This is a genomic window from Pseudomonas sp. MF08875, assembly GCF_059862525.1.
Genome location: NZ_JCBCUW010000013.1, coordinates 87508 through 99520, shown reverse-complemented (window position 1 = coordinate 99520; position 12013 = coordinate 87508). Strand labels below are relative to the sequence as shown.

Annotated in this window: 12 protein-coding genes, 1 pseudogene and 1 riboswitch; of the genes and pseudogenes, 5 read left to right on the top strand and 8 right to left on the bottom strand. The window is 63.3% G+C overall.

Features of this window, described 5'->3' with window-relative positions; genetic code table 11:
- Positions 1-36 precede the first annotated feature (36 nt).
- A riboswitch (cobalamin riboswitch) is annotated at positions 37-266 on the bottom strand.
- Between the two features lie 155 nt (positions 267-421).
- Both AC19YT_RS10065 and AC19YT_RS10060 read left to right on the top strand, forming a co-directional pair.
- Positions 422-1006: a hypothetical protein gene (locus AC19YT_RS10065; protein WP_095106927.1), complete on the top strand. Its 585-nt coding sequence runs from the start codon at positions 422-424 to the stop codon at positions 1004-1006.
- A gap of 64 nt (positions 1007-1070) precedes the next feature.
- A pseudogene (locus AC19YT_RS10060) lies at positions 1071-2384 on the top strand (PQQ-dependent sugar dehydrogenase).
- Here AC19YT_RS10060 and AC19YT_RS10055 read toward each other — a convergent pair.
- From AC19YT_RS10055 to AC19YT_RS10030, 6 genes are all read right to left on the bottom strand, one after another.
- Complete coding sequence (locus tag AC19YT_RS10055; RefSeq protein WP_500610172.1) at positions 2381-3043, bottom strand: class I SAM-dependent methyltransferase; 663 nt, start codon at positions 3041-3043, stop codon at positions 2381-2383. The pseudogene AC19YT_RS10060 and the gene AC19YT_RS10055 sit on opposite strands and share 4 nt — an antisense overlap.
- 24 nt (positions 3044-3067) lie before the next feature.
- Complete coding sequence (locus AC19YT_RS10050) at positions 3068-3601, bottom strand: C40 family peptidase (RefSeq protein WP_095106921.1); 534 nt, start codon at positions 3599-3601, stop codon at positions 3068-3070.
- Between the two features lie 195 nt (positions 3602-3796).
- Complete coding sequence (locus AC19YT_RS10045) at positions 3797-4420, bottom strand: C40 family peptidase (protein WP_095106918.1); 624 nt, start codon at positions 4418-4420, stop codon at positions 3797-3799.
- A gap of 213 nt (positions 4421-4633) precedes the next feature.
- The gene (gene hda / locus AC19YT_RS10040) at positions 4634-5338 is read right to left on the bottom strand and encodes a DnaA regulatory inactivator Hda (protein ID WP_095106915.1); all 705 of its coding nucleotides are present in this window, start codon (positions 5336-5338) and stop codon (positions 4634-4636) included.
- Positions 5339-5522: 184 nt separating this feature from the next.
- A complete protein-coding gene (locus AC19YT_RS10035) occupies positions 5523-6596 on the bottom strand; it encodes an AI-2E family transporter (protein WP_095106912.1) in 1074 nt (357 codons plus the stop codon).
- Positions 6597-6630: 34 nt separating this feature from the next.
- Entirely contained in the window at positions 6631-7662 is a 1032-nt protein-coding gene (locus AC19YT_RS10030; protein ID WP_500610171.1) for a DUF2066 domain-containing protein, read from the bottom strand.
- A gap of 388 nt (positions 7663-8050) precedes the next feature.
- On the opposite strand from AC19YT_RS10030, the gene purM reads away from it, so the two are divergent.
- Genes purM through AC19YT_RS10015 form a run of 3 tightly spaced genes read left to right on the top strand, consistent with a single transcriptional unit; the run spans position 8051 to position 10481 of the window.
- Positions 8051-9109 carry a phosphoribosylformylglycinamidine cyclo-ligase gene (purM, locus tag AC19YT_RS10025; RefSeq protein WP_095106907.1) on the top strand — a complete coding sequence of 353 codons (1059 nt, stop codon included), beginning with the start codon at positions 8051-8053 and terminating at the stop codon, positions 9107-9109.
- Entirely contained in the window at positions 9109-9759 is a 651-nt protein-coding gene (gene purN / locus AC19YT_RS10020) for a phosphoribosylglycinamide formyltransferase (protein WP_095106904.1), read from the top strand. Before purM ends, purN begins: the two co-directional genes overlap by 1 nt.
- An 8-nt stretch (positions 9760-9767) precedes the next feature.
- Positions 9768-10481, top strand: coding sequence for a DUF3108 domain-containing protein (locus AC19YT_RS10015; RefSeq protein WP_095106902.1), 714 nt, complete (start codon positions 9768-9770; stop codon positions 10479-10481).
- Between the two features lie 86 nt (positions 10482-10567).
- Here the strand turns inward: AC19YT_RS10015 and AC19YT_RS10010 are convergent, their stop codons facing one another.
- Entirely contained in the window at positions 10568-11113 is a 546-nt protein-coding gene (locus AC19YT_RS10010; RefSeq protein ID WP_095106900.1) for a DUF2058 domain-containing protein, read from the bottom strand.
- A gap of 4 nt (positions 11114-11117) precedes the next feature.
- Entirely contained in the window at positions 11118-11972 is an 855-nt protein-coding gene (mazG, locus tag AC19YT_RS10005) for a nucleoside triphosphate pyrophosphohydrolase (RefSeq protein ID WP_095106898.1), read from the bottom strand.
- Positions 11973-12013: the final 41 nt, after the last annotated feature.

The window sequence follows — 12013 nt, the reverse complement described above, 5'->3', positions numbered from 1 at the left end:
AAAGGACGGCAACAAGCCTGGCATCGCCCACCGTGATGCCGTTGGATGGATCAGGCCGGTCTCCGGGCTCATGAGTGGGTTGCCCCGGGCGGTGCGCCTTCCCATGCCCGGGTGGGCACAGTGGCAAAAAGCACAGCCTTGACTCATTTACCGTTGCGGGGGCAGCGCCGGGATCGTGACCGCGCGCTTGGCGCACGCACTCACCGGCTTCCCTGTTTCACCCTGTCGACCGCTGGCCACAGGGCACCTGAAACAAGCGGCGAAGGTTAGAGGGTTGGGGGTGGAGCGTCAATGAAACCCGGGGCCGCCAGGGTTGATTGACTGCGATGGGTCAATAAACGGGCGCCAATCTTGTGCCAGGCTGGAAGCGGCGATATCAAATAGCCATAACCCAAACACGATCGACTCAAGGGAGTGAACGATGCAAGGCATGATTATCAGCAACCCCAAGCTGGAATTTTTGCGACCGATGCTGGAGCGCTGGTTTGACTGCATCGATCGCTACAACCGGGTGCGCGGCGACAACAAGGCGCCGTACTGGTCAGACGAGCGGGCCAACCTGGGGCTGCTCTCGGCCGCAGCCTGGATGGCCGAAATGGTCACCCTGGAACATGCGCCCACCAAAAAGCAGTTGGAAAACGGTGAGCGCAATGCCCGCGCCGACCTGTACATCGCCAGCAAGGACGAATGGGCCTACGTGCAAGCCAGCCAGCGCTGGCCCCAGATCAACCACCTGAACCTGGAGCAGGCCCTGCTCGATATCACCAGCGCCGCCCGCCGCATCAGCTACCCCAGCGACCTGAAGCTGGGCTGCCTGTTCGTCGCCCCGCAAAAAACCCAGCACAGCGCCACCCCCGAAGAACTCCAGGACATGGTCGACGACCTGCAAAAGGAGTACAGCTGCGCCGTGGCCTGGTACTTCCCCTATGCCTACCGCAAGTTGCGCAACGAGGCGGGCAACTACCAACCCGGCATCGCCGTGCTGTTCAAAGAGGCTCGCGGATAAGGTTGAACCCCGCGCCGCGCCCACTGCCCTATGCTTACCGCCGCGTACTCATAGGGAAATGCCCATGTTCAAGCCTCGCTCCGCCTTTATCGTTGTGCTCGCCGCCGGGTTGGTTGCCTGCGGCGAGACGTCCACCTTGCAAGTTTCCGACGGCACCGGGCCGTCGCCGCGCCTGCCGGCGCCGAACAAAACCCTGATCCCCACCGTCAACGTCGCCCCGGCCATCGGCTGGCCGGCGGGCGGCAAACCCGTGGCGGCGGCCGGCACCCAGGTCGCCGCGTTCGCCGAAGGCCTGGAGCACCCGCGCTAGCTTTACGTGCTGCCCAACGGCGACGTGCTGGTGGCCGAAACCAACGCCCCGGCCAAACCCGAGGACAGCACCGGGTTGCGCGGCTGGATCAGCGAAAAAATCATGGCCCGCGCCGGCGCCACCGTGCCGAGCCCGAACCGCATCACCCTGCTGCGCGACGCCGACCACGATGGCGTCGCCGAAACCCGCACGGTGTTCCTGGACAACCTCAACTCGCCGTTCGGCATGGCCCTGGTGGGCAACGACCTCTACGTGGCCGACACCGATCGCCTGCTGCGCTTCCCCTACACCGCCGGCCAGACCCGCATCGAAGCGCCGGCCAGCAAGGTGGTGGATTTGCCCGGCGGGCCGCTCAACCACCACTGGACCAAAAACGTCATCGCCAGCCAAGACGGCAGCAAGCTGTACGTCACGGTGGGCTCCAACAGCAATGTCGGGGAAAACGGCCTGGAGAAAGAAGAAGGCCGCGCGGCGATCTGGGAAGTCGAGCGCGCCAGCGCTAAGGCGCGGATATTCGCCTCGGGCCTGCGCAACCCCAACGGCCTGGCCTGGGAGCCGGACAGCGGTGCGTTGTGGACGGCGGTCAACGAGCGGGACGAAATCGGCAGCGACCTGGTGCCGGACTACATCACCTCGGTGCGCGACGGCGGCTTCTACGGCTGGCCCTTCAGCTACTACGGCCAGCATGTAGACGAGCGCGTCACCCCGCAAAACCCGGACCTGGTGGCCAAGGCCATCGCCCCGGATTATGCGGTGGGGCCGCACACCGCGTCCCTGGGCCTGGCCTTCGCCACGGGCAGCCAATTGCCGGCGCCCTTCACCCACGGCGCTTTTATCGGCCAGCACGGCTCGTGGAACCGCAAACCCCACAGTGGCTACAAAGTGATCTTCGTGCCCTTCAACGCGGGCAAGCCCAGCGGGCCGCCGGTGGATTTACTGACGGGGTTCCTCGACACCGAGGAAAACGCCATGGGCCGCCCGGTGGGCGTGGCGCTCGACCGGCAAGGCGCAGTGCTGGTGGCCGATGATGTAGGCAACAAGGTGTGGCGGGTAACCGCAGCGCGCTAACGCTTGCGGCACAAGGTCAAACCATCGCCCACCGGCAACAGCGACAGATCGACACGCGGGTCATCCTTCAAGGCCAGGTTCAGGGCCTGGATGGCCAGGGTGTCGGCGCTTTGCGGGTGGGCCTCCAGCACCCGCCCGCTCCACAGGGTGTTGTCGAAAATCGCCAAGCCGCCGCCGCGCAGCAGGCGCAGGGCGCTTTCCAGGTAAGCCGGGTAGTTGGCTTTATCGGCGTCGATGAACATCAAGTCAAAGCTGCCGCACAAGCCCTGGCGTTCGATGTGCTCCAGGGTTTCCAGGGCCGGGCCCAGACGCAGCTCGATGCGCGCGGCCACGCCCGCTTCCCGCCAATACGCCTGGGCGGTGGCGTTGTAGTCGCCGGGGATGTCGCAACACAGCAGTGTGCCGTCGTCCGGCAAGGCCTGGGCCATGCACAACGCGCTGTAGCCGGTGAAGGTGCCCACTTCCAGCAAACGCTTGGCGCCGGTCAGTTTCACCAGCAAGGCAAGGAACTGGCCCTGCTCGGGCGCCACCTGCCAGCGGGCCATGGGCAAGGCTTGGGTGTGCTCGCGCAAACGCTCAAGCAACGGCGTTTCGCGCAGGGACACGGCCAGCAGGTATTGGTAGAGGGGGTCGTCGAGGGTGATGCTGCGAGCGGTCACGAGAACCTCCGCGAGGGGGACGCCTTAAGGGTTGTGCGCCAGCTGAGCCGGCGCCAGCACCCGCTTGGCACTCAGGTAAGCCTTCTGCCAGTAGGCCTTGGACAGGCTGTCGAGCTTGACCGTGCCGCCCGTGGCCGGAGCGTGGACGAAGCGGCCCTCACCCACATAGATGCCCGCGTGGCTGACCTGGGAACCGCCATTGGTGGCGAAGAACAGCAGGTCGCCGGTTTGCAGGGCATTCTGGTCGACGTCCTGGGCGCGCATGCCAATCATTTCCCGGGTAGAACGCGGCAAGGCGATGCCCGCCGCATCGCGGTAGACAAAGCCGATCAGGCCGCTGCAATCAAAACCCGAATCCGGCGTATTGCCGCCCCAGCGATAGGGCGTGCCCACCAGGCCAAGTGCGCGGAACAGCACATCATCAGCAACCGGGGAGAAGCCCTGGGTCGGTGCGAACACCGGGGCACGTACCACTTTGGCCGGCGGTACGGTATGGCTGGCACAGCCGCCCAGCAGGGCAACGAGCATAAGGAAGGCGAGACGGGCGGAGGTCGACATGGGCAGAACAATCCTGATCTGGCTGCGGCTTTCTCTGCCGAGGCGCTGAAAACAAAGCCGCGCATGCAAGGCATACACGGCTCGTTAGCAACAACATGTCGGGATTCTAGCGGCTATGAGTCAAACTTCAAGTAAGACTTTAAGTTCGGCTTATAAAGTGAAGGGTTATCCCCGGGCGGTGCCCAGGGAGGACGCTTACTTGCGAGCGGTCATCGTGGTCGGGGCCATGGCCAGGGCGCGCTTGGCTTCGATGAACGTCTTGCTCCAGTAGCTGTCGCCCAGCTTATCGACCCGCACACCACCGCTACGGCGGCTGCTGGAGTGGATGAACTGGTCGTCGCCCAGGTAGATCCCGGCGTGGCTGACGCGGCCACGGCCATTGGTGCTGAAGAACAGCAGATCACCCGGCTTGAGGTTGTTGCGCGCGACCAGGGGGGCATCGACGTTAATCATTTCGCGGGTGGAGCGCGGCAGGTTCATGCCGGCTTCTTCACGGAACAGGTAACCGATGAAACCGCTGCAATCGAAACCGGCTTCAGAGGTGCCGCCGAAACGGTAGCGGGTACCGATCAGGGACATGCCGCGTTCGAGAATGCTGTCGGCCAGCAGCGGGAGCTGGTACGGCTTGCTGTCAGCGAACTCGGCCAGTTCTTTTTCGGTGACCAGTTCTTCCTGATAAACAGTGGAAGACTGAGCGGCAACGGAGCGTTGAACCTGCTGTTGTGGCGCGTGCTGCTGGGACACTGGAGAGTGTGCGGCGCAACCAAACAACAGGGTGACGAGTGCGAGAGGCACGAGGGGTGCGAAGCGATTTAGCATGGGCACGACCGTGGCTGAAGTTGTAAAGAAGGCGAGACTATGCCCTCTATCACCCTCATTTGCAAATTCAATCGACCCGAATGTGACTTATGGGTTTTGGCCCGACATCTAAGGCCTTAAGCCCCGAATAAACGTCCGCGCCTCCTGGAACCCTCCACGGAGCAGGTTTTCTAGTGCCTTGAAAATGCCGAAAACGCCCTGCAGGCCACGGTTTTACCAGCCCAGGGTTTCTTTCAGGAAGGGAATGGTGAGCTTGCGTTGGGCCTGCAACGAGGCCTGATCGAGGCGTTCGAGCAGCTCGAACAACGCACTCATGCTACGGGTGCCGCGGGTAAGAATGAAATGCCCGACTTCGTCGGTCAGGTGCAAACCGCGGCGGGAGGCACGCAGTTGCAGGGCACGCAACTTGTCCTCGTCGGACAGCGGGCGCATCTGGAAAATCAGCGCCAGGGTCAGGCGCGACTTGAGGTCGGCCAGTTTGATCGGCAGCTCGCGCGGCGAGGTGGAGGCAGCAATCAGCAAGCGCCGGCCGCTGTCACGCAAGCGGTTGAACAGGTGGAACAGCGCCTCTTCCCAGTCGGCCCGCCCCGCCACGGCTTGCAGGTCGTCCAGGCAAACCAGTTCGTATTGCTCGAGGTTATCGAGGATCTCGATGCCACGGTCCAGCAGCTCGGCCAGGGGCAGGTACACCGCCGGCTCGCCCATCTGCTCGAAGCGCAGGCACGCCGCCTGCAACAAGTGGGTGCGCCCCACACCGTCCTTGCCCCATAGATAGATCAGGCTTTCGGTCCACCCGGCGTCGGCTTCGCAGAGCCGCTCGACATAGCCGAGTGCAGCGGCATTGGCGCCTGGGTAGTAGTTGATAAAGGTGGCGTCGTCACGCAGACGCACACCTAGGGGCAGCTGAATCGGTTTCATGCTGACTGAACAGTTCCAAACGAACCGTTAGTGGCCTCTGTGAAAAGTTTGCAAAGTCTATACCCGTGACGCGGGCCACACAATGCAGCAGACGTTAAGCAAAATCAAAGGTTTGCGTTAACCGGGCGGTGATCGCCATGGCCCGGCGCGAACCGGGCAAGGCATTAGGCCCCGGTGTGCGGGGTTAGAGCTCGGGGTCTTCAGAGCCGCTATACATCTGCGAATCCTTATACAAATCGTGCACATGGCGCACCAGCACCATGATGACCGCCGCCACCGGCAGGGCCAGCAGAATCCCGGTGAAGCCAAACAGTTCACCCCCGGCCAGGATGGCGAAAATCACTGCCACCGGGTGCAGGCCAATGCGGTCGCCCACCAGCCACGGCGTCAGCACCATGCCTTCCAGGGCCTGGCCGATCATGAACACGGCGACGATGCCGATCATCGGGTACAGGTCGCCGCCAAACTGGAACAACCCGGCGATCAGCGCCGCGCCAATGCCGATCACGAAGCCCATGTACGGCACGATGGCCGCCAGCCCGGCGATCATGCCGATCAACAGGCCCAACTCCAGCCCCACCAGCATCAGGCCAGCGGAGTAGATCACCCCCAGGGCCACCATCACCATCAACTGCCCGCGCACGAACGCGCCGAGTACCTCGTGGCATTCACCGGCCAGCGATACCACCCGCTCCTCCCGATCGCGGGGCAGCAGGCTGCGGACCTTGGCCATCATCACGTCCCAATCGCGCAGCAGGTAGAAACTCACCACTGGGATCAGCACCAGGTTGGCCAGCCAGCCAATCAGCGCCAGGCCAGACGCCGTGGCCTGGCTCAGCACCACACCGACGATGTCAGTGGTCTGGCCCATGTGCTCGCTGATGGCGGCCTTGACCTTGTCGAACTTCCAGAAGCCGTCCGCCAGCCCCAGCTTGGACTGCACCCAAGGCATGGCCGAGTGCTGCAGCCAATCGAGCATCTGCGGCGCCAATTCATATAGGCGCAGCAACTGCTTGGCCAACATCGGCACCAGCACCAGCAACAGCGCCATGACGATCAAGGTGAACAGCGCAAACACCGCCACCACGCCCCAGGTGCGCGACAGGCCGAGTTTCTCCAGGCGATCCACCAGCGGATCGAACAAGTAGGCCAACAGCAACGCCACTAAAAACGGCGTCAGGATCGGATGCAACAGATAAACCAGCGCACACAGCAGGACCACCCCGCCAAGCCACACCCAACGCCGCGTATCGGCCATGAATCCACCCGCCCTTATATAAAGAAAGAAAAACCTACCACTTGAAGTGCAGTTGCGCGGTCGGTGCGGCGGCTGACGATACGCCGCCCTCGGCCACCGGGGCGGCCGGCGGCGCCGCTACCTCCTGCAATTGAGCCAGGGCAAGTTGCGCCTTGAGCTGCTCGGCGCTGCCATTGACCCGATAGACGATGCGGTCGCCCTCGACGCTGTACAACTGCCCGCCAAACGGCTCGAGCAAGTGACCCAGGGCGGCGTAGCGTTCCAGGTTCATGCCCTGCACTTGCAGCAACTGCTCGCTGGACGTGCCGGGCTTGGCGACAAAACGCGGCGCCAGGCGCTCACTCACCGCCAACAGCACGGCATCGGCCAGGGCCGCTTGATCCGCCCCCTGCGCGCTGCCCTGCTCGCGCTGGTCGCCCAGCCACAGGCGCCACTTGGCCTGCCACTGGCCGGGGGTTTCTTCTTTGGCATGCACCGCCAAGAGGGCGTCGGCGTTGTAGCGATCGGACACCTCGCGCAGCGGTGCCGGGTCGGTGGCCTCAAGGTTGGCGGCGGTGGCGACGATCTGCTCATCCAAATCCCCCAGAGGCAGGCGCAGCGGCAAGCCCCGATGCTGGGCGGCGCGGCGCAGGTCCGCGGCGCTGGCTTGGGCGTCACCCACCAGGGTGGAGCCTTCGGCGCTATCACTCAGCCACCAACCCAGGATCGACGGCCGATTGCTGCCCCACAACGACAGCCCGGCCTGGCGCAGGGCGCGGTCGGTGCTGACGGGGTCGAAATCCACCTGCAGGCTTTGCGGCGGCCCGGCGTCGTAGCCGTATTGGCTGATGATCTGCTGCGGGTCCTTGCGGACCTCAGCCAACCCCGGGCTTTGCGCGGCCTTGGCATCGCCGGTCAGGCGCAGCACCAGGGTTTGCAGGGCTTTTTGGGTGGCCTGCTCGCGCTCCTGAGGCGTTTGCCCGGCGACCGGCTCGCGCACTTGATACAAACCATTGAGGGTTTCGGCATGACTCACCAGGCTGAACACAGACAAACAACCCAAGACTAGAAATTTACGCAGACCCATGGACGATTCCCGACGGCAAATAAGCGGCTCGATAGCGCGCATGAACAGGATTGAACAAGGCTGTGACCACAACCCCTGGCAAAACATTCACACAAGCGATGGAAGTTTTCGTGCTGTCATAACGATAGCTTGTTAGTGGCGATACCTTATACAGACACCGGCCGGGCAACCCAACCGGAACAATCGGCGGCTTTTTTTACCCGATATGTCCCTGCCGTCGGCCCGAGGATGGCCGCTGCCCCTCAAGCCTGATAAAATCGCGCGCCTTCGCAGACCGGCAACACCGGGGTGCCCGCAAATTCCCGCATGGCATTCGTGCCGCGGCTTTTTCAGCGCAACCCTTGAGTTCGGTCGTTACCCAGAAATCCCCCCCCTAAAGGCCTGGATCATGAGCAAGCAACCCTCCCTGAGCTACAAGGACGCCGGTGTAGACATCGACGCCGGTGAAGCATTGGTCGAACGCATCAAGAGCGTCGCCAAGCGCACTGCGCGTCCTGAAGTCATGGGCGGCCTGGGCGGTTTTGGCGCCCTCTGCGAAATCCCGGCCGGCTACAAGCAGCCTGTGCTGGTGTCCGGCACCGACGGTGTGGGCACCAAGCTGCGCCTGGCGCTGAACCTGAACAAGCACGACAGCATCGGCATCGACCTGGTGGCCATGTGCGTCAACGACCTGGTGGTCTGCGGCGCCGAGCCGTTGTTCTTCCTCGACTACTACGCCACCGGCAAGCTCAACGTCGACACCGCCGCCCAGGTCGTGACCGGCATTGGCGCGGGCTGCGAACTGTCCGGCTGCTCCCTGGTGGGCGGCGAAACCGCTGAAATGCCGGGCATGTACGAAGGCGAAGACTACGACCTGGCCGGTTTCTGCGTCGGCGTCGTGGAAAAAGCCGAGATCATCGACGGCTCCAAAGTCGCCGCCGGCGACGCCCTGCTCGCCCTGCCGTCCTCCGGCCCGCACTCCAACGGCTACTCGCTGATCCGCAAGATCATTGAAGTCGCCGGCGCCGACATCGAGAACATCCAGCTCGACGGCAAGCCGCTGACCGAACTGCTGATGGCCCCGACCCGCATCTACGTCAAGCCGCTGCTCAAGCTCATCAAGGACACCGGCGCGGTAAAGGCCATGGCCCACATCACCGGTGGCGGCTTGCTGGACAACATTCCGCGGGTGCTGCCAAAAGGCGCCCAGGCGATCGTTGACGTGGCGAGCTGGCAGCGCCCGGCGGTGTTCGACTGGTTGCAGCAGCAGGGCAACGTCGACGAAACCGAGATGCACCGCGTGCTCAACTGCGGCGTGGGCATGGTCATCTGCGTGGCCCAAGAGCACGTCGAGACTGCGCTGAACGTGTTGCGCGAAGCTGGCGAGCAGCCTTGGGTCATCGGCCAGATCGCCACGGCCGCCGAAGGCGCCGCCCAGGTTGACCTGAAGAACCTCAAGGCCCATTGATGTCCCAGCCCTGTGATGTGGTGGTGCTGCTCTCCGGCACCGGCAGCAACTTGCAGGCCCTGATCGACAGTACCGCGACCGGCGATAGCCCGGTTCGCATCAGCGCGGTGATTTCCAACCGCGCCGATGCCTACGGCCTGCAACGCGCCCGCGATGCAGGCATCGCCACCCGCACCCTCGACCACAAGGCGTTCGAGGGTCGCGAGGCGTTCGATGCCGCACTGGTCGAACTGATCGATACCTTCAATCCGAAACTGGTGGTGCTGGCGGGGTTCATGCGCATTCTCAGCGCTGGCTTCGTGCGCCACTACCAGGGTCGCCTGCTCAATATCCACCCTTCGCTGCTGCCCAAGTACAAAGGCCTGCACACGCACCAGCGGGCGCTGGACGCCGGCGATCGCGAACATGGCTGCAGCGTGCATTTCGTCACCGAGGAACTCGATGGCGGGCCTCTGGTCGTACAGGCAGTAATCCCGGTAGAGTTGCACGACTCGGCCCAGAGCCTGGCGCACCGGGTTCACGCCCAGGAACACCGGATTTACCCGATGGCCGTGCGTTGGTTTGCCCAAGGCCGCTTGAGCCTGGGTGAACAGGGCGCCATGTTGGACGGTCAGTTACTCGCGGCCAGCGGCCACTTGATTCGAAACTAGGAGATTTTATGCGTCGCGCCCTGCTCTTCGCTTGTGCTCTGCTTGCCCTGCCCCTTGCCCAGGCCGCAGACCTTCAACCCTTCTCCGCCAGCTATACCGCCGACTGGAAACAGTTGCCCATGAGCGGTACGGCCGAACGCAGCCTGGCCAAGCAGGCCAATGGCGTGTGGAAGCTCAGCTTCAAGGCGTCGATGATGATCGCCAGCCTCACCGAAGAAAGCACCCTGACCCTGGACAAGGACACCCTGCTGCCCCAGTCCTACCACTTTGAACGCGGTGGCTTGGGCAAGGCCAAAAAGGCTGACCTGGATTTCGACTGGACAACCAAGATGGTCACCGGCACCGACCGGGGCGACCCGGTGAAGCTGCCGCTCAACCGGGGCATGGTCGACAAGTCCACCTACCAGTTGGCTTTGCAGCATGACGTGGCGGCCGGCAAAAAAAGCATGAGCTATCAGGTGGTCGATGATGGCGAAGTCGATACCTACGACTTCCGCGTGCTGGGTTCCGAGAAGGTCGACACCAAGGCGGGCCAGATTGACGCGATCAAGGTCGAGCGCGTGCGCGACCCGACACAGAGCAAGCGCACCACCGTGCTCTGGTTCGCCAAGGAGTGGGATTACCTGCTGGTGCGCCTGCAGCAGGTCGAGACCGACGGCAAGGAATACAACATCATGCTGTTGGAAGGTAACGTTAACGGCAAGGCTGTCAAAGGCAGCTAGGCCCGAGCGCTACACCCAAGAGCCCCGCCCCATGCGGGGCTTTTTATTGGCTGCATGAAAAACCCCGCACAGGGCGGGGTTTGGGGTTACCACATCAGATCGTCGGGGATCTGGTAGGCCGCGTACGGGTCGTCCTCGTCCGGGGTCTGGCTCTCGGTGAGGATGTTGAGCTGGACGATGCGCTCCGGCGCACGCTCCTGGATTTTCAGCGCCGCTTCGCGGGGGATCACTTCGTAGCCGCCGCCGTGGTGGACAATCGCCAGGGCACCGTTGCTGAGCTTGTTGCGCATCAGGGTGTTGACCGACAGGCGCTTGACCTTCTTGTCATCGACGAAGTTGTAGTAGTCCTCGGTGTTGAGTTTGGGCAGGCGCGACACTTCGATCAGCTGCTTGACCTGGGCGGCGCGGGCCTTTTGCTCGGCCTTTTCCTGCTGCTGGCGGTTGAGTTCCTGGTCGCGCTTGACCTTCTCGGCCTGCGCCTCTTGGGCCAGGCGCCGCTGGGTGTCGTCTTCCTCGGCCTGGCCTTTGTGCACCAGGCGCTGCTGTTTCTGCTTCTCTTTGCCGACCTGCTTGGCCTGCTTTTGGTTGACCAGGCCTGCTTTGAGCAACTGGTCGCGTAGGGAAATGCTCATGTGCTTACTCACTCAATCCAGCAGCTGCGCCGCAGCCGGGTAAATTCTGTTCCTGACGTTTGGCTTCGCCCCACAGGGCGTCCAACTCTTGAAGGGTGCAATCTTCCATGGGTCGCTGGGTGTCGCGCAATGCCTGTTCGATAAATCGGAAACGTCGCTCGAACTTGGCATTGGCACCACGCAGGGCGGTTTCCGGGTCGACCTTGAGGTGGCGGGCCAGGTTGACCACGCTGAACAGCAGGTCGCCCAGCTCATCGGCCACGGCCGCAACGTCGTTCTGCGCCATCGCTTCGAGCACTTCGTCCAACTCTTCGCGGACTTTGTCCAGCACCGGCAACGCATCCGGCCAGTCGAACCCCACCTGGGCGGCGCGTTTTTGCAGCTTGGCGCTGCGCGACAGGGCCGGCAAAGTGGCGGGCACGTCGTCGAGCAGGGACAGTTGCAGCGGTGCGGCCGACTTCTCGGCGCGCTCCTGGGCCTTGATCTGCTCCCAGCGCTGCTTGACCTGTTCTTCGTCCAGGCGTGGCGTGTCCAGCGGCGCGTACAAGTCCCCGGTGGGGAACACGTGGGGGTGGCGGCGGATCAGCTTGCGGGTGATGCTGTCGATCACCCCGGCAAACTCGAAACGCCCTTCTTCACGGGCCAACTGGCTGTAATAGACGACCTGGAACAGCAAGTCCCCCAACTCACCCTGCAAGTGATCGAAATCACCGCGCTCGATGGCGTCCGCAACTTCATAGGCCTCTTCCAGGGTATGGGGCACGATGCTGGCGTAGGTTTGCTTGATGTCCCACGGGCAACCGTACTGCGGGTCGCGCAGGCGGGCCATGAGGTGAAGCAGGTCTTCAAGGCTGTACATCATTCAATCTCGTCACAAAACCTGTGGGAGCGAGCCTGCCC